This is a genomic window from Rhizobium indicum (assembly GCF_005862305.2).
Lineage (GTDB): Bacteria > Pseudomonadota > Alphaproteobacteria > Rhizobiales > Rhizobiaceae > Rhizobium > Rhizobium indicum.
Map to the genome: position 1 here is coordinate 212,962 of NZ_CP054022.1, position 18,224 is coordinate 231,185.

General features: G+C 60.1%; 16 protein-coding genes. 15 read left to right on the top strand and 1 reads right to left on the bottom strand.

What is annotated here, in order from left to right:
• Window positions 1–24 precede the first annotated feature (24 nt).
• The 6 genes from FFM53_RS25415 (at window position 25) to FFM53_RS25440 (ending at window position 7,379) form a co-directional block, all read left to right on the top strand.
• Window positions 25–1,317 carry an ABC transporter substrate-binding protein gene (locus FFM53_RS25415; protein ID WP_062941620.1) on the top strand — a complete coding sequence of 431 codons (1,293 nt, stop codon included), beginning with the start codon at window positions 25–27 and terminating at the stop codon, window positions 1,315–1,317.
• A 71-nt stretch (window positions 1,318–1,388) separates the two neighbouring features.
• Complete coding sequence (locus FFM53_RS25420) at window positions 1,389–2,321, top strand: carbohydrate ABC transporter permease (protein WP_003550718.1); 933 nt, start codon at window positions 1,389–1,391, stop codon at window positions 2,319–2,321.
• Window positions 2,314–3,207, top strand: a complete 894-nt coding sequence (locus FFM53_RS25425) for a carbohydrate ABC transporter permease (protein WP_138388967.1) — start codon at window positions 2,314–2,316, stop codon at window positions 3,205–3,207. Before FFM53_RS25420 ends, FFM53_RS25425 begins: the two co-directional genes overlap by 8 nt.
• A 2-nt stretch (window positions 3,208–3,209) precedes the next feature.
• Complete coding sequence (locus tag FFM53_RS25430) at window positions 3,210–4,910, top strand: glycoside hydrolase family 32 protein (RefSeq protein ID WP_138388966.1); 1,701 nt, start codon at window positions 3,210–3,212, stop codon at window positions 4,908–4,910.
• Between the two features lie 13 nt (window positions 4,911–4,923).
• Complete coding sequence (locus FFM53_RS25435) at window positions 4,924–5,970, top strand: ABC transporter ATP-binding protein (RefSeq protein ID WP_138388965.1); 1,047 nt, start codon at window positions 4,924–4,926, stop codon at window positions 5,968–5,970.
• A 398-nt stretch (window positions 5,971–6,368) separates the two neighbouring features.
• Window positions 6,369–7,379, top strand: a complete 1,011-nt coding sequence (locus tag FFM53_RS25440; protein ID WP_138389002.1) for an Lnb N-terminal periplasmic domain-containing protein — start codon at window positions 6,369–6,371, stop codon at window positions 7,377–7,379.
• Between the two features lie 138 nt (window positions 7,380–7,517).
• Here the strand turns inward: FFM53_RS25440 and FFM53_RS25445 are convergent, their stop codons facing one another.
• Window positions 7,518–8,384 carry a helix-turn-helix domain-containing protein gene (locus FFM53_RS25445; RefSeq protein ID WP_138333060.1) on the bottom strand — a complete coding sequence of 289 codons (867 nt, stop codon included), beginning with the start codon at window positions 8,382–8,384 and terminating at the stop codon, window positions 7,518–7,520.
• Window positions 8,385–8,483: 99 nt separating this feature from the next.
• Between FFM53_RS25445 and melA the strand changes: the two genes are divergently transcribed.
• The 9 genes from melA (at window position 8,484) to FFM53_RS25490 (ending at window position 18,195) form a co-directional block, all read left to right on the top strand.
• Complete coding sequence (melA, locus tag FFM53_RS25450; RefSeq protein ID WP_138388964.1) at window positions 8,484–9,800, top strand: alpha-glucosidase/alpha-galactosidase; 1,317 nt, start codon at window positions 8,484–8,486, stop codon at window positions 9,798–9,800.
• A gap of 187 nt (window positions 9,801–9,987) precedes the next feature.
• A complete protein-coding gene (locus FFM53_RS25455; RefSeq protein ID WP_138388963.1) occupies window positions 9,988–10,782 on the top strand; it encodes a DeoR/GlpR family DNA-binding transcription regulator in 795 nt (264 codons plus the stop codon).
• Window positions 10,779–11,738, top strand: a complete 960-nt coding sequence (locus FFM53_RS25460) for an N-acetylglucosamine kinase (RefSeq protein WP_138388962.1) — start codon at window positions 10,779–10,781, stop codon at window positions 11,736–11,738. Before FFM53_RS25455 ends, FFM53_RS25460 begins: the two co-directional genes overlap by 4 nt.
• Before the next feature lie 31 nt (window positions 11,739–11,769).
• Window positions 11,770–13,026, top strand: a complete 1,257-nt coding sequence (locus tag FFM53_RS25465; RefSeq protein WP_128459253.1) for an ABC transporter substrate-binding protein — start codon at window positions 11,770–11,772, stop codon at window positions 13,024–13,026.
• Window positions 13,023–13,940, top strand: a complete 918-nt coding sequence (locus FFM53_RS25470; RefSeq protein ID WP_138388961.1) for a carbohydrate ABC transporter permease — start codon at window positions 13,023–13,025, stop codon at window positions 13,938–13,940. Before FFM53_RS25465 ends, FFM53_RS25470 begins: the two co-directional genes overlap by 4 nt.
• A 23-nt stretch (window positions 13,941–13,963) precedes the next feature.
• Window positions 13,964–14,797, top strand: a complete 834-nt coding sequence (locus FFM53_RS25475; RefSeq protein ID WP_020486869.1) for a carbohydrate ABC transporter permease — start codon at window positions 13,964–13,966, stop codon at window positions 14,795–14,797.
• Window positions 14,798–14,808: 11 nt separating this feature from the next.
• The gene (locus FFM53_RS25480; protein WP_138333050.1) at window positions 14,809–15,762 is read left to right on the top strand and encodes an SIS domain-containing protein; all 954 of its coding nucleotides are present in this window, start codon (window positions 14,809–14,811) and stop codon (window positions 15,760–15,762) included.
• The gene (locus FFM53_RS25485; protein ID WP_138388960.1) at window positions 15,759–17,057 is read left to right on the top strand and encodes a D-tagatose-bisphosphate aldolase, class II, non-catalytic subunit; all 1,299 of its coding nucleotides are present in this window, start codon (window positions 15,759–15,761) and stop codon (window positions 17,055–17,057) included. The genes FFM53_RS25480 and FFM53_RS25485 overlap by 4 nt, the downstream gene beginning before the upstream one ends.
• Before the next feature lie 67 nt (window positions 17,058–17,124).
• Complete coding sequence (locus tag FFM53_RS25490; RefSeq protein ID WP_138388959.1) at window positions 17,125–18,195, top strand: ABC transporter ATP-binding protein; 1,071 nt, start codon at window positions 17,125–17,127, stop codon at window positions 18,193–18,195.
• The last annotated feature ends 29 nt before the right edge of the window (window positions 18,196–18,224 follow it).

An 18,224-nucleotide genomic window follows, 5' to 3' on the forward strand; every position in this document is an offset into this window, starting at 1 on the left:
GGAGAATACGAAATGAGGATTTTAATGGGTAATCGTTTACTTTCCGCACTCCTAGCGTCCGCTGCCCTGGTCGCGACCGCCGGTTTCGCCGAGGCGAAGACCGTCATCCACGTCATGCACCAGGGCGATCCCGGCTGGGTGAAGGCCTATGGCGACGTTGCCACCCGCTTCGAGGCCGCCAATCCCGATGTCGACATCGAGATGATCTACGCGCCGCACGATGCCTATAACGAAAAGTTCAGCGCCGCCGTCATGGCCAAGCAGCTGCCCGATATCATGGAACTCGATGCTCCGTTCCTCGCCAATTATGTCTGGTCCGGCTATCTACAGCCCGTCAAGCCGCTCATTGACAAGGACCTGCTCGATGACATGACGGATTCGAATATCGCCCAGGGCACCTATCCGATCGACAAGGACCTCTATGCGATCGGCCTCACCGACTCCTCGGTCGTGCTCTACGGCAATAAGAAATATCTTGAAGCCATTGGCGCCCGCATTCCGAAATCGGTCGATGATGCCTGGACCCGCGAGGAATTCGAAGGCTATCTCGAAAAGCTTTCCAAGCTCGAAGGCGTGAAGTGGCCGATCGACACCTTCCGAGGTTACGGCATCAAGACCGAGTGGATCACCTATGCCTACGGCCCCCTGCTCGAAAGCGCCGGCTGCGACCTGATCGACCGCAAGACTTGGAAGGCCAGCGGCACGCTCGATGGCGAGGCCTGCGTCAAGGCGCTGACGATGATGCAGGACTGGGTGAAGAAGGGCTGGGTCGTACCGACTTCGTCGGGCACCAACCAGTTCTACGCCGAAGGACAGCCGGCTGCGCTCGCCATGGGCGGCCACTGGTTCTACGCGGAGGCATCGGCAGCGATGAAGGACAATATCGTCGTCATGCCGCTGCCGAAGATCGGCGACAAGGGCGTGAGCCCGAACGGAACCTGGATCTGGGGCATTTCCGCGACCTCGGAAAACCCTGAGATCGCCGGCAAGTTCCTGAGCTTCCTGCTGAAGGACAAGGAATACAGAGAGTACGCCAAGACCCAGTCCGCCTATCCGGGCCTGAAGAGCTTCGCCGCCGAATCCCCGCTCTATGCGGAAGGCGGTCCGCTCGCCGTCGCCTTTGAGCAGGCTTCCAAGACCGCGATCGCCCGTCCGCCGCACCCGGCCTATCCGACGATCACCTCGGCCTTCATGCAGGCCGTCGACAAGATCTTCAACGGTGGTGACGCGCAGGAAGCGCTGACGGCCGCCGCCAAGAAGATCGACGAGGATATCGAGGACAACGCCGGCTACCCGCCCTTCGACGAGCAGCAGTAAGGGGTTTTGACGGGCCGGCTCTCCGGCCGGCCCTGGACTATCTCGGGAGGATGACCGATGAGGAGGAAACAATGACTTTGCAACAGACCTCCACGCCCGCTTTGCGACGTCCGGCGAAACGCCGCGACAACAAGCGGCTCTGGCAGGAAATGGCGATGATCGCGCCTGCCTTTCTGCTTATGGCGATATTCCTGATCACGCCGTTCCTCTTGTCCTTCTGGACGGCGATGACCAACCAGCCGCTCGTGCCGCGCCCGACGCCGGTGCGCTTCGTCGGCCTCCTGAATTTCGAGCGCGTCTTCACCGATCCGCTGTTCTGGACCTCGCTGTGGAACGTTACGCGCTTCACCGTCTGGGTGCTGCCGCTGCAGTGCGGCCTCGCCTTCCTGACCGCGCTACTCTTGCATCAGAAGCTGCCGATGCAAAACCTGCTGCGCGGCCTGTTCTTCCTGCCGGCGATCACCTCCATGGTGGTGGTCTGCGTCATCTGGGGCACGCTTTTCCAGTACCCGAGCGGCCCGCTCAACCAGATCGTCGGTTTCCTTTCCGGCGGCACGATTCAGCCGATCGACTGGCTCGGCGACCCCAACTGGGCGATGTTCTCCATCGTGTTGCTTTCAGCCTGGCAGGCCTATGGCTTTCAGATGATCATCTATCTCGCCGGCCTGCAGGGCATTCCTGAAGAACTATACGATGCCGCCCGCATCGACGGGGCAAGCGCGCTGCGCCGCTTCTGGCACGTCACCATGCCCGGCCTTCGCCCGACCCATGTCTTCGTGCTGGTCATCACCACGATCCAGGCCTTCAAGCTCTATACGCAGGTGGCGATCCTCACCCAGGGCGGCCCGAACGAAAGCACCGAAACCGTTGTCCACTATATGGTGCGCGCCGGCTTCGAGGAGCAGAAACTCGGCTACGCATCGGCCGTGTCCGTCATCCTCTTCGTCATCGTTCTTCTGATCGCGCTCCTGCAACGCAAACTCCTGAGGCGCTTCGATGTCTGATCTCGCTTTGACCCAGCCCGTCCCGCTGGCAATCGCAAGGGGCAACGGCAAGAGAAGCCTGCGCATCGTGCAGAGCCTCTGCATCCTGGTCATCGCGCTGGTGATGATCTCGCCGCTGTTCATGCTGCTGATCGCCAGCCTGAAGGACGACCGCTTCCGCATCCTCGCCGACATGGGCAGCTTCCGCGCCTTCTGGGTCAGCGACCCGACGCTGTCGAACTACAAGGAGATCGCCCATTTTTCCGGCGAGCTGGCCTATGGCCGATATCTCTTCAATTCGTTGGTGATCCTTGTCGCCACGGTCGTCTCGGGTCTGGTCGTCAATTCCATGGCAGGCTTCGTTCTCGCCTGGGGCTCGCTGCGCGGCAAGGCGGCGCTCTTGGCGCTGGTCGTCGCGCTCTATGTCATCCCGCAGGAAAGCATCATCATGCCGCTCGTCGTCATGATGTCGCGGGCGGGGCTGACGGATACCTTCGCGGTGCAGATCCTGCCCTGGGTGGCAAGCCCGCTCTATGTCTTCCTCTTCTACCAGTTCTTCGCGCAGCTGCCGAAGGAACTCTATGAAGCGGCGGAAATGGATGGCGCATCGGTCTTCCGCATCTACCGGTCGATCTACATGCCGCTCAGCCTGCCGGCGCTCGCCACGGTCTCGATCCTCATGGGCATTGAAAGCTGGAACCAGTATCTCTGGCCGACGCTGGTCACCCAGACCGACTATGCTCGGCCGATTGCCGTCGCCATCGCCACCTTCTTCGGACAGGACAGCATCTACTGGGACCGCGCCATGGCCGCCTCGGTGCTGATGATGATCCCCGTCCTCATTCTCTATCTGGCTTTCCAGCGCTGGTTCGTCAGTTCATTCGTCGGCTCCGCCGTGAAAGGTTGATTATGTCTCTGCAGGCAAAGTCCGAAACGTCAGCATCTGAACCCATCGAAGCGGAGCTCCCCGAAGGCACAGTGCTGCATCTCTGGCTGAAGGCGCGCCATGCCGGCGGCGAGGCGAAGCTCTTCGTCGCTGTTGATGGCAACGACATCGGCGAGCCCTCGACCCGCCGCACGGGGGAATTTGAGTTCTTCGCTGTGACGCTGGCGAAAGGCGGTCGTGCGACGCTGTCCTATGATGTGACAACCACAGCGCTCTCCGTCGCTTATGCCTTCCGGCCGGAAACCGTGATGAAGGAGGGCATCCGCGTCCTGTACAGCGATGCCCGCACCGCCGCCCCCGACGTGCCCGACAGCTACCACTTCCGCCCGCCCTTCGGCTGGATGAACGATCCGAACGGTTTTGGACGGTTCGGCGGAAACGCTCACCTCTTCTACCAGCATTATCCTCATGAGCCGCGCTGGAACACTATGCACTGGGGCCATGCCGTCTCGAAGGATTACGTCCGCTGGAGGCATCTGCCCATGTTCCTCTTCCCGGCGGCGCACCTATCGGAAAAGGACGATGGCCGCGGCGGCGCCTTCTCCGGCTCGGCGATCCCCGGCTCCGGCCCGGAAGGCGAGGAGATCCGGGTCTTCTACACCGAGCATGTGCGTGACCGGCAACCGGAAGAGCAAATCCAGCTCTCCGCCGTCAGCCGCGACGGCATCGTCGCCGGCCCGTCGGAAACCGTGATGCCGCTGCGCCCGGAAGGCTTGAACCTCACCACCGATTTCCGCGATCCCTATGTCTTCAAAGGCCCGGACGGCCGCTGGAAGATGCTGCTCGGCAGCCGCGACAGGCAGGGCGGCGTCATCCTGCTCTATGAAACCGCAGACGCGCAAGGCGCCGATGGCTGGACCTTCCTCGGCATCATCCATCGCGAGGACGGTTTCGGCATGACGGCGGCGGAATGCCCCTGCATGGTGCCGCTTTCCGGCAAAAACGCAGAAACCCGCTGGGCGCTGATCTTCGGTCTGCTCACCAGCCGTGACCCGGCCACCGGCCGCCGCAACCTCACCTCCGTCACCGTCGGCGGTTTTGATGGCCGCACCTTCACCGCGGAGTTCGTGCAGGAGTTGGATTTCGGTTCGGATGCCTATGCCTTCCAGGCCTTCGTTGATGGCGAAGAGCCGGTCGGCATCGCCTGGCTCGCCAACTGGACGGATTTTTCCAAGAAGGACGATTTCCCGACGACCATGACCCTGCCGCGCCGGCTGCTTCTCGACGGCGACACCGTGCTGACCCCGCCGGTCGCAGCCGTCGAAAGCCTGCGCCATCAGTTGCTTGATGACACCGCGCTTGCCGCCGGCAAGACCGTGCCGCTCGGCACCGGCGCCGTCGAGATCGTACTTGATCTCACCGAGCCGGGCGCCGCCTTCGATCTCACCTTCGATCATCCGGATGTCGATCTAGGCGTGAAACTCGATGCCGATGGTCTGGCGATTGTCTTCGACGCTCGCACCGGTGTGACGCCGCCACGTTACGTCGCCGCCGGTGCGAAACCGTCGAGCCTGCGCATCTTCCTCGATGCCGGCTCCATCGAGGTCTTCGCTGACAACGGCCGCTGGACGGGGTCCAAACGCATTCCGGGCTTTGCCGCCGCGCGTTCGGCAACGCTCACCGGCGCCGTCGCCGGGGCCGGCGTCTGGCAACTGAAACTGTGAGGGAGGACAGACAATGGCATCGGTAGCAATCGACCGGGTTCTGAAGCAATACGGCGCGGCCTCCGTTATCCACGGGGTTTCCGCGGATATCGAGGACGGTGAGTTCGTCACGCTCGTCGGGCCGTCCGGCTGCGGCAAGTCCACGCTTCTGCGCATGCTGGCGGGGCTAGAGGATATCAGCGGCGGTGAAATCCGCATCGACGGCCGCGTCGTCAACGACGTCGCGCCGAAGGAGCGCGATATCGCGATGGTGTTCCAGTCCTACGCGCTCTATCCGCACATGACGGTGCGCGAAAATATGGGCTTTGCCCTGAAGCTGCAGGGGCGCGATAAGGCGACCATCGACAAGCTGGTGAGAGAAGCCGCCGGCATTCTCGCACTTGAACCCCTGCTGGAGCGCTTGCCAAAGCAGCTTTCCGGCGGCCAGCGCCAGCGCGTCGCCATGGGCCGCGCCATCGTACGCCATCCGAAAGTGTTCCTCTTTGACGAGCCGCTGTCCAACCTCGACGCCAAGCTGCGGGTGACCATGCGCAGCGAAATCAAGGAGCTGCATCAGCGCCTTGGCACTACCATCGTTTACGTCACCCACGACCAGATCGAGGCGATGACCATGGCCGACAAGATCGTCGTCATGCGCGCCGGCCGCATCGAACAGATCGGCAAGCCGCTCGATCTCTACGACCGCCCGGATAACACCTTCGTCGCCGCCTTCATCGGCTCGCCGTCGATGAACCTCTTCGAGGGTAGCGTCAGCGACGGCGGCTTCCGTATCGAAGGCGGTGTGTCCCTGCCGCTTCCGCCACAATTGAGCCAAAGCGCGGCGCGCACCTACGGCATCCGCCCGGAAGACCTCGACATTGCGGAGACGGGCATTCCGGCCACCGTGCTGACTGTCGAGCCGACCGGTGCGGAGACCCATCTTTCGGTGCGTGTCGGCACGCAGACGGCAACCATCGTGCTGCACCGGCGGCTGGATATAAAACCCGACCAGCAAATCCACGTCGCGCCCAAATCCGAGAAAATCCACCTCTTCTCCGCCGAAGGCAGTCGGATAGGCTGATCCCTCGGCGCCTCCCGCTGAGCCGCGTCCGTCATTTGACGGGCGTGGTTCGGTGCCGGTGCCATCCAGCCTTGCGACGTCTTAGTTTTGAGTGTTCGCCCCTTCAGTTGATCGAATTGGCCAATTGCGCGGCAATCTGTTGCCGCGGTTCGAATCTCTTCAGGAGCCGCATGCGATCGGGAGGTCAAGTGACTTCATCTGCGCTGGCGGTTTCCATGAAGAATATCTTGGTTTTGTCATGCCTGCTGGCACCGTCGGTCACGCCAGCGGAATTCAAGCCATACCAAAATGGAGGATCCGGCGGCCTGTCGCTTCGGATAGGTTCTGGGCTTCGTGTCCGGAAACCGATAGGGTCCAACGATCAGGACGAACGCTTCAAACTCGTTTGGAAAAGCAAAATGATTCGACCGGCCCGTGCGATCGTCATTGCAGTGCTCGTCTTGCTTGTCGTCTTTGCATCGGCTTGGTCGTCGCTGGCGCTTTGGTACCGCTTGCCGTTGCCCGAGGTCGGCAGGCAAGCCAGCGCCATCTTGTTCGGGCTTTTTGGCGCCGCCGTCGTCGTGGCGCTCTTTGGCAGAAGGCGCTTTCGTGCGGTCCTCGCGTTTGGGGCCGCGTTCGTCCTTGTCCTCGTCTGGTGGAGCACTATCGAGCCGCAGGCAAATGGAGCGTGGGCTCCGGACGTCGCTCGTCAGGTCACCGGCGAATTCGACGGTGATCTGTTGACGCTGACAAATGTCCGCGATTTCGAGTGGCGCAGCGCCACCGACTTCACGGAACGATGGACGAAGCGCAGTTATGACCTGAGCAAGTTGAAGACCGTCGACATGTTCATGTCGTACTGGTCAGGTCCGACCATCGCGCATGTCATCATGAGCTTCGGCTTCGACGACGGCCGCTATCTGGCGTGGTCTATCGAAGTGCGTCGCCTTTCTGGAGGCACGTTCTCGCCGCTGGCGGACCTCTTCAAAAACAGCCCTCTAGTCATCCTCGCCGCAGACGAAAGAGATGTGATCGGCCTCCGCTCCAATTTTCGCGGTGAGGACGTCCAGATCTACCGCCTGAGGGCGTCGCCTGCAGCTGCGAGGCTTCTTCTGCGCGAGTACGTCTCCGACGCAAACGCCCTTGCGGCCACGCCCGCCTTCTACAATTCGCTGACGACCAACTGCACGACGACCATCGTCAAGATGATGCGCGTCGCAGGCGACGCCGTGCCGATGGACTGGCGCCTCGTCGTCAACGGATACCTGCCGGAATACGCCTATGACCGGCGCGCGCTGGACACCTCGGTTCCCTTGTCGCAACTTCGGTCGGCCGCACACATCGCTGCAAGGGCGCACGACGACGGTCTTTCGCCGATTTTTTCGCAGGCCATTCGCGTCGGCGTCCCGTCGCCGCGGGGCGCGTTGTGACCGGGGATGATCTGGGAAACAGGCTGAGGCCGAAGCCGTAACACGTGCCGACCAGGCGATCACGACGGCGAAGAGAACGTTGCCTGGTAGACGCACGCTAGTCGAACAGATCAAATAGTTTTTCCGACGGACCATTCGTCAAGGCGCCGGAGTGTTCTTGGAGTTCACCGCTTCTCGGAAATGACGGGGGGTCGTCCCCGTGCGCTCCTTGAAAATCTCGTAGAAGCGACTGCTGGAACCAAACCCGCAGTCAAAACCGATCTGGAGGACCGGATCCTCCGTGTCCGTCAGTCGCTGCATCGCCCGGGCAATCCGATGTCGGGTCAGGTATTCGTTGACTGATATTCCCAAAATCTTTCGGAAAGCGCTGTTGGCGGTGCTTGGATGCATGCCAGCGAGTTTTGCGAGATCGGCTACGCCTACCGGATCTGCATAGCGGGAATTGATGAGGTCGATCAGCAGCTCGACGTGTCGCACTGCCTGGCCGGCCAACGATGTCGGAGAAACATGGGTTGGCGAATTGTCGCTTTCAGCATTGTCCAGAATCAGACGTCGTATTCGCAGTCGTGCTTCCTCCACAACCAATTTCCGTCTTGCCGCACTACCGCACTGCCATTCCTTTTCCCATCGTGGGAGGGTCAACGCATCCATCGTTTCCTGATTTGCCTGCGCCAGAAATCTCCCCTGCATGATCGACTGCCTTGCTTTCCTGTCCACCGGCAGACCCAGGAAATCGATAAGGGGAAGATAGACGCATACCAGCGGCGCATTTTCGCTAACAGCGATCGTCTGATGCGGAATTGCAGCCCAGAATAAAACCAGGCGGCCGGCCTCCACCTGTTCCTGCCTTCCATTAAAAAGGTAGGTCATCTGGCCTGCCATGAGCAGGTTTATTTCAACGTGGTCGTGCCAATGCGGTGCGGCCATCGCATCAGCGATGTGACGCTCGATCAGGAACTCCCCTCGGGATCCAATCCATTCGCCGCGGCTTTGGAGATGTTTCATGTGTCTGAGACTCGAATTCCGGAATTAATAGGCCGATGTCAGGAAGAAATTCTGATCTAGAAGGAGCAGTAAGCAATCACAACCGATAGGGAGATTGCAATGCCGAAGATTTGCCTGGTAGGCGCTGGTAGCACCGTTTTTGCACAGAACATTCTGGGAGATGTCCTATCCTCGCAGAGAGGCGGCGACTACGTCATCAGTCTCTTCGATATTGATCCAGAGCGACTGAAGACGTCAGAGATCGTCGCTCGCCGGATCTGCGAGTCGCTTAAGCTTTCAAACGTCAGGATCGACGCCACGCTCAACCGGCGAGAAGCGCTGCGCGGGTCTGATTTCGTCATCCTCATGATGCAGGTCGGTGGCTACAAACCGGCTACCGTCACGGACTTCGACATTCCAAAAAAATACGGCTTGCGTCAGACGATCGCCGACACCCTTGGCATCGGCGGCATTTTCCGCGGTTTGCGGACGATACCAGTCCTTGAGGCGATCTGCCGAGACATGCAGCAGGTCTGCCCGCAGGCTCTTCTGATGCAGTACGTCAACCCAATGGCCATCAACTGCTGGGCGATCAAGGATCTGGCCCCGGAAATCCGCACCGTCGGCCTGTGTCACAGTGTGCAGCATACAGCCGGGCATCTCGCGCAATGCCTCGGAGAGGACATTGCCGACGTGAACTACGTTTCGGCTGGCATCAATCACGTCGCCTTCTTCCTGAAATATGAGAAAGTTCATAGCGATGGACGGCGGGAAGACCTTTATCCGAGACTGAACGCTCTCGCCGCCGATGGCCGCGTTCCGCCGGACGATCGGGTGCGGTTCGATGTGCTCAAACGGCTCGGCCACTTCGTCACCGAATCCAGCGAGCATTTCTCCGAATATACCTCCTGGTACATCAAGGAGGGACGAGGGGATCTGATCGATCAGCTCAATATTCCGCTGGACGAATACATCCGGCGCTGCGAAGTGCAGATCGAAGAGTGGCATGCCCTGCGCAAAGAACTGGAAGGCGACAAACCGATCGAGGTGTGCCGCAGCAATGAATATGCGGCCGGCATCATTCATGCCGCGGTCACTGGCAATCCGGCGCTGATATACGGCAATGTCCCAAACAACGGCCTGATCGAGAATCTGCCCGATGAATGCATTGTGGAAGTGCCTTGCCATGTCGACAGAAATGGAATTCAGCCGGTCCGGGTCGGTCGGATCCCCTCTCAGCTTTCCGCCGTCATGAACTTGAGCGTTTCCGTTCAGCAGTTGACGGTCGAGGCGGCTCTGACAAAAAACCGCGAGCGCATCTACCAAGCCGCTCTGCTCGATCCGCATACGTCTGCGGAATTGTCTCCAGACCAAATCTGGAACCTTGTCGACGACCTGATCGATGCACACGGCAATTTGTTGCCGAGATATCAGTGAGATCCCGCGGATAAGCCAGCCAGAAGCGCATGGCAGTTCATTCGTTTAGGCGCGCCGTGATTCACGGCGCGTCTTTTTCATTCCAGCATCATCCAATAAATCAAAAAACGTCATCAAATTGATTGACATTGATCATTTGAAATGAAATCATGATCGAAATTGGGATCGGCCGTGAGGGAGGTTTTCGTTGAGCCAGGCAGTTGGAGTGAAGGTCGATCGACTGGATGCCATTCGCAGCCACCTCTACGCGAACGGCTTTTCGACCATTCAGGCGCTTGCCGATGCGATCGGAGCATCGCTTGCCACGGTTCGTAGAGACCTGCAGATCCTTGAGCAGGAGGGCGCCATTGATCGCGTGCATGGTGGAGCGCGCATTGCCGAAGGATCGTCGGTTGAGGTTGCATTTCAGGAGCGCGAAAAGCGCCATCTATCGGCCAAACGGGCGATTGCCACCGCGGCCTACGATCTGCTTCATCCGCGTACGGCAATCTTTCTCGACGCGGGAACCACCGTCCTGCAGCTTGCGCGCCTCGTTCGCATCAACCCCATGCCGCTCAGGATATTCACCAACGGCCTAACGGTAGCGCAGGAATTCCTGAATATTCCGAATTTGGAAGTGGTGCTTCTCGGCGGTCAGCTGCGCAGCGAGAATGCGTCGCTTGTCGGACCTCAGGCGGAGGCAATGCTGGAAACATTATGGTTCGACCAGCTCTTTCTTGGCGCCAGCGCCATCAGCTCCGACGGTGCGATCTACAGCGTGGACAGTGCGGAAGCGAGCCTCAACCGGCGCATGCTGGCTCGGTCGGCCAATCGTTTCGTCCTGGCCGATTCCTCGAAATTCGGAACCATGGCGACTTACAAGGTCGCGCCGCTGGACACTGCGAAAGTCATTACCGATTCCGGGCTTTCGCGGCATTGGCGCGAGGAACTCGTCAACTTCGGCGTCGACGCAACAATCGCGGATCTGAGGGCGAAAGAGTGAGCGACGCGCTGATCCTCGGCATCGACGGTGGCGGAAGCAAGGTGCTGGTTGCCCTCGCGGACAAGCGTGGGCGGATATTGCGGCGTTCCCGCGGCCATGGGGTCAATCCCATGGACAATCCGAATTGGCTCCAGGAGCTGGAGCAGCATCTCCTTCCCTTTCGCGATGAAGGAAATCTGGCGGCCGTCGCCGCAGCACTGCCCGCCTACGGGGAGGTCGAACGCCTTTCGGCTCTGCAGCGGGATGCGATCGAGCGCCTATTCCCAAACGTCCACCGGCGCGTCCTCAACGACGTCGACGCGGCGCACCTCGGTGCTTTTGCGGGCGAGCCGGGTATCCTCATTCTTTCCGGCACGGGTTCAATGGCATGGGCGCGCAATTCCAAAGGCCAGTCGGCGCGGACCGGCGGCTGGGGAGATCTCGTCGGTGACGAGGGCAGCAGCCATTGGATCGGGCAGAGGGCGCTCAATCTCGTCAGCCAAAGCTTGGACGGGCGCGCTCCGGCAACAGCTCTCGCAACGGCTCTGTTTGACCACCTTGGCATCGACTTGAGCAATCCCATGAATGGGCTCGGCGATTGGGCCAGCTCCCTGGCGAATGCACGGGCGGACATTGCAGCAATTTCGACCCTCGTCGATCAGATCGCACTTGGCGGCGACAAAGGAGCGGTCGGCTTGATCGAGCAGGCCGCCGATGAACTCGCGAAGCATCATAAGGCAATTGCCGGCCACTGTGATCCGGATGCCGACTGGACCTATGCCGGCGGTACTTTTTCGAGCCGGCTTCTTTTGGAGGCGCTTGAACGGCGAATCGGCAGGCCTACGGTTTTGCCGAAACTTCCCCCGATTGGCGGCGCGCTCCTGGCTGCCGCCCAACTTCTCGACTGGCCGTTGGACGACGGCTGGTTCGGGCAAATCGTGGCCACGGCCGAAGGTGGTGACCGCACATCCCAGTGAATTGAGCTCAAGAATAATGAAGGATGGGAACATGCATAAATTGATCTTGCCTCTACTTGCATCGGCGGCCTTGGCAATCGCCGCACCGGCTCTTGGCCAGGACGCCAAGCCGCTTGCCGGTCAGTCGATCACGGTGCTCATGCCATCGCCGCAGGGACCGAACATCGCCTCTGACTTCGAAGCCGAAACCGGCATTCACGTCGACCTGCAGACCCTGTCGTGGGACGACATCCGCCCGAAGCTGGTGACAGCCTTGGTTGCCGGTACAGCGCCAGCGGATGTGACCGAATTCGATTGGTCCTGGACCGGTCAGTTCAGCGCGGCCGGTTGGTATATGCCGCTCAACGACGTGATCGACGCCGACACGGTGAAGGATATCGGCGTTGCCAAGATCTTCACGGTTGACGGCAAGTTATTGGGAATTCCCTACACCAACGACTTCCGGGTGATGCTCGTCAACAAGAAGCATTTCGCGGATGCAGGCATCACCGAGATGCCGAAAACATTGGACGCCCTGGTCGCTGCAGCCAAGAAGATCAAGGAAAAGGGCATTGTCGAGTATCCGATCGGCCTGCCGGTTTCAGCGACGGAAGGCGCGTCAACGAGCTGGTACTTGCTGACCAAGGCCTTCGGCGGCGAACTCTTCGACAAGGACTTCAATCCGCTGTTCACCTCGCCGGATTCGGCTGGTTACAAGGCGCTTGCTTTCGAGCTGATGCTCCTCAAGGAAGGGCTGGTCGATCCGGCGTCTACCGGCCTGAAGGACAGCCAGATCAATGAGAGCATGTTCGCGCAGGGCATCACCAGCATCATGATCTCCGGTGAGCCTGGTCGTCTTGGCCAGATGAACGATCCCAAGCAGTCGAAAGTCGCCGGCCAGGTAGAGGCGATCCTGGTACCGACGGCAAGCGGTGAAACGCGCAGTTTCGGCCTTCCAGAAGCGCTGGCTATTCCAAATGTCTCTCCCAACAAGGAGGCGGCGATCGCCTTCGTCAAATGGTTTACCAGCAAGGACTTCCAGAAGAAGAATGCCGTGAACGGCTTCCTGCCGACACGCACGTCGGCGCTTTCCGAACTGAACGAGTCCGGAAAGCTGAACAGCGGCGACGCTCTCGTGGCGCAGTCGAAGACGGTTGAGCCGCTGTTCCCGCAGGGCACGCCGCCTTGGTATCCGCAATTTTCCAGCGGTGTAAACACGGCAATCAATAGCGCTGCCAAGGGACAGATGAGCGTCGACCAGGCGATGGAGGCTATTGCTTCCGCCGCCAAGCAGGCAATGGCGCAATGACAGCTTTGGCGTCCGAAGAGGCCACGAGCAAGCGTGGGGTCGGCTTCAACGCCGACGCCACACTCGGCTTGCTGTTGGTGTCGCCCATCGTTCTCACGATGGCAGCTTTGGTCTTCTACCCGATGGGAAGAACCGTCTGGGACAGCCTGCACAGGGTCAACCCCATGCAGGCCGGCACGCCATTCATCGGCCTGGAAAACTACAGCCGAATGCTGTCGGATGGCCAGCTCGCGACGACCTGGAGCAACACGCTCATGTACGTTGTTCTGGCCGTCACCGCCGAAACCGTGTTCGGCATTCTTGCCGCCGCTCTCATCAATCAGATCAAGGTCGGGCGGCAATGGGTGCTCGCAGCAGTGATCTTGCCCTGGGCGCTGCCCGGCGTTGTGAACTCGGTCATATGGCTTTGGATTTATCAACCGGGCGCGGGTCTGTTGAACGGCATTCTTTCGGCGCTCGGGCTCCCTTTCGAAAATCACGTCTGGTTCAACGATCGCGCCAGCGCCATCGTCGCCGTAACGGTGGTCCACGTCTGGCGCATGATGCCTTTGACGATCGTTATCGTCCTTGCCGCGATGCAGAGCATCCCTGCGCATCTCTACGAGGCTGCGCGGATCGATGGAGCCACGCGCATTCAGATGTTCGGATGGGTAACCCTGCCGCTGGTTCGCAGTGCGATCGCTGTCGCCATGACCAACGCAACCGTGAACGCTTTCAATCTCTTCGACGAGGCCTGGGTTCTGGCGGGTGCCAGCCTCGAGACCCGACCGGTGCTCGTCCAGATCTACCTCGAAACCTTCCAGAACCTCCGCTTCTCGTATGGCATGGCGCTATCGGTCGTGATCACTCTCGTGTCTCTGCTGATTTCGCTCGTCTACGTCCTTCGTGTCTATCGCAACACACGGTTCGACTGATGAGATCCACTATTGCCTATCGAATGATGATTTGGACCGGTGTCGTCGTCCTGTTGATCTGGTCTCTGGGGCCAATCTACTGGACCATCGCGAGTTCGGTTACTCCAAGCGAAGACTTTTCGACCCGACCGATCAACTTCTTTCCGCAGCACTTTACGCTCGATCACTACTCCCGGCTGCTCGGCATCAATATCGCCCGGATCGGGGGTGTGGAGGTGTTCAAACAGTTCCGTGCCGCATTGCTCAATAGCGTGGTGACATCAATCGCCGCTACGCTGCTTTGCGTCGCGATATCCTCTCTTGGGGCTTACGCATTCACCAGGCTCCAGTTTCCCGGCCGCAAAGCGCTTTTTGTCGCTGTCGTCGCGACCCTGGCCATTCCTGCCTACGCTGTCTTGATCCCGCTCTATCAGATCATGATCAAGCTGCATCTCGTCGATACCTATCTGGGCGTCTCGCTGATCTATGTCTCGGCCTTCCTGCCCCTGTCGTTATGGCTGCTGCGGAGCGTGTTCGAAGCTCTTCCGATCGCACTGGAAGAGGCGGCACAACTCGACGGAGCCGGCCGGCTCTACATCTTCTTCAATATCGTCCTGCCGCTGGCCGGACCGGGTCTGACGGCCGCGGCGATCCTCACCTTTCTTGGTGCCTGGGGACAGTATCTCGTGCCGCTCATTTTTTCGCCGCAGGCAACGAAGCCGCTAACGGTTCTGATCCCGGAATTCGTAACGAAGAACTTCATCGACTACGGGCTCATCACAGCGAGCGGCTCGATCGCCATCGTCATCCCCGCCCTCGTCGTCATTTTCCTCAACCGTTACCTCGTCAGCGGCCTGTTGGCTGGTTCAGTCAAATAATCGGAGACTTCATGAACACGACCGAAAAAGTCATTTTCGAGCAATTTCCCTACTGGGAGAAGGCGATCGGCTCGAATTCAGCTGCCGATAGGGCGGAGCTGCTCGTCTTCGTCGGCTGCGGCACGTCCTTCAATCTGGCGCTTGCGCTAGCAGCCTATGCCAATATGGCCGGACGCAAGGCAATCGCGGTGCCCGGTGCCGAATGGCAAAACCGCCCCTCGGCCTTCTGGCCGGAGTGGCGCAACACGCACGTCGTCGCACTTTCCCGGAGCGGTGAGACGACAGAGACAGTCGCCGCAGCAAAGGCAAGCCGCGCCGCCGGCGCCTTCGTGACGGCGATAACCGTCGAACCGGAAAGCTCTCTGGCGAAAAATTGCGATCGGATGGTCGCGGCCGAAACCCATCCGGACGAAGGGATCGTCATGACGGTATCGGCCAGTCTCATGGTCCTTCTCGGTTTGCAGATGATCGGGCAGAAGGTTCCCGCCTCTGTCGTGAATTCCGCCCGCCAGCTGGCGAGCGCTCTCGATGCCGCACTTCCTGGAATTATCGCCGACCGGTCGCACTTCGTCTTTCTCGGTGGAGGCCCCCTCTTCGGTGTCGCCCTGGAGGGAGCGCTCAAGCTCATGGAAATGAGCCAGATCATGACCCAGGCTTTCCATCCGCTGGAATACCGGCATGGGCCGATCAGCCTCGTTGACGGGAAGACGGTTGCGGTCATGCTGTACAGCTCCGACCAAAGGGAGGCGGAGACGAAACTGGTGGGAGAACTGAGAGAAAAAGGCGCGGTCGTCATCGGTGTGGGTGGTCCAGGCGATCTGGAACTGGCCGTCGATGTCGATCTGTCGCTTGCGGGTCTCGTTGTCCTTCCGGCGCTGCAGGTCCTCGGCGAACGCGCCGCGCAGGCTCGGCAAATCGACACGGTCTCTCCCCGTCACCTGACGAAGGTTGTAACGCTCGCATGACGTCGATCGAAGAGAACCGGCAGATCGCGCTGCGAAAGCTTTTCGGTGCCCGAAGCCTGCCTTTTCCCCGTGGCGTCACTTCGGTCTGCTCGGCGCATCCGCTGGTCATCGAGGCAGCGCTTCGGCGTGCCGGCATGGAGCACCGGGCGGTCCTCATCGAAGCCACCTGCAATCAGGTCAATCAGGAGGGCGGCTATACCGCGATGACGCCGGCGGACTTTCGCAGGTTCATCGAGGACATCGCCGCAGCGACTGACTTTCCAGCCGAACGCATCATCCTGGGAGGCGATCACCTCGGTCCCAACCCCTGGAGAAAGTTGGCGGCCGAGGAGGCAATGCTGCGCGCCGCGGCTATGGTGACGGCCTATGTCGAGGCAGGGTTTGAAAAGATTCACCTGGACACGTCGATGGGCTGTGCCGGTGAACCCACGGCGCTCGATGACGAATTGACCGCGGCGCGGGCCGCTCGATTGGCAAAGGCCGCTGAAGAGGCCGCTCTTCGTTCAGGCCGCCGTCCGCCGGTCTATATCATCGGAACCGAGGTGCCGCCTCCAGGTGGTGCAACGCACGCACTCGAAGAAATCGAAATTACCCGGGCCGATGCGGCGATGAAAACGCTGGCGGTTCACCGGGCGTCGTTTGCCGCAGCAGGTTTGGCGTCGGCAATGGAGCGGGTCATTGGGATCGTGGTTCAGCCGGGCGTGGAATTTGGTAACACGGACGTGGCGCACTACAAGCCTGAACGGGCCAAGAGCCTCATTCGTTCGCTGGACGACATGCCCGGCTTGGTTTTCGAAGCACATTCCACCGACTACCAACCGGCCGAAGCCTTGTCTGCTCTCGTTGACGGCGGCTTTGCAATCCTCAAGGTCGGACCAGGGCTGACTTTCGCGCTGCGCGAAGCGCTGTACGGTCTCGATGCGATCGCTGACGTGCTTGCCGGGAAGACGCCACGAACCGGACTGGTGACCACCATGGAAAAAATCATGGTCGAACAACCGGCAAGCTGGGCGGGCCACTATGGCGGCGGTCCCGATGAGGAGCGACTGCAACGGCATTTCAGCTATAGTGATCGAATTCGCTATTACTGGCCGGATCCTCGCGCATCCGCCGCGGTCGGCGAATTGTTCAGCCGGCTCCCCGATGAAATTCCCGAAACTCTGATCAGCCAATATCTCGGCCGACTCTATTCCGACGTGGTGTCAAAGCGGGTCGCTCCGAAGGCCGGCGAACTCTGCCTTGCTGCCATCGACGCGGTACTGGCGCCTTATTCAGCCGCCACGGCAATCCGATAAGCAATCGACAGCCGTGTCAGACGAGCGGCTGCGTCCCGAAGATATCAATATTCAGCCGGAGAAAGTTATGGCGTCAGTAAGTGTGGCGAATGCCCGCAAGAGCTACGGTCACTTCGAAGTTCTGCATGGTGTGGATATTGATATCCAAGACGGCGAATTCGTGATCCTGGTCGGTCCGTCCGGGTGCGGGAAGTCGACATTGTTGCGGATGATTGCCGGCCTCGAAGAGATTTCGGCTGGCCGGATTTCGATCGGCAGCAAGGTCGTGAACAATGTCGCGCCAAAAGAACGCGATATCGCGATGGTTTTCCAGTCCTACGCGCTCTACCCCCATCTGACAGTCGAGGCGAATATGGGTTTTTCGCTGAAGCTGGCGAAAGCACCCAAGGAACAGACCAGGCAGCGTGTTCGAGCAGCCGCTGAAATTCTGGGGCTCGAGCATCTGCTCGATAGATATCCGAAAAATCTGTCGGGTGGCCAACGCCAACGTGTGGCGATGGGCCGTGCCATCGTCAGAAATCCGCAGGTCTTCCTGTTTGACGAACCATTGTCGAACCTAGACGCAAAGCTGCGTGTCCAGATGCGTTCGGAAATCAAGCAACTGCATCAGCGACTGAAGACAACGACCATTTACGTCACCCACGACCAGATCGAGGCCATGACGATGGCCGATCGGATTGTTGTGATGCGGGACGGCTTCGTCGAGCAGATAGGCTCGCCGCTCGATCTCTACGACCGGCCGGCAAACCTTTTCGTGGCGGGCTTCATCGGTTCGCCGGCGATGAACCTTATTCGAGGCCAGGTCAGCACTTCGGGGCCGCTGGAGTTGATCGCGGACGGCGGAGGCAGGTTGCCGCTGCCGGAAGCAGCGTCACTGGAACGCGGCGCGCAGCTTATCTACGGCATTCGCCCTGAACATCTCGCAATCGGACAAGGCCCTGTTGCCGCTGAGGTCGTTCTCGTCGAGCCTACCGGTGCTGAGATCCAGATAACCACGAAGTTTGGCGCCGATCACCTCGTTGCAACGGTAAGAGAGCGCCTTGATCTCCGCGCCGGCGACCAGATCGTCATTACCCCGGATCTCAGTAAACTGCATCTGTTCGACGCAAAAACCGAAAAACGGTTAAGGTCCGTGTAACGTGCCAATTTTTCCGGACAGTTCGCCAA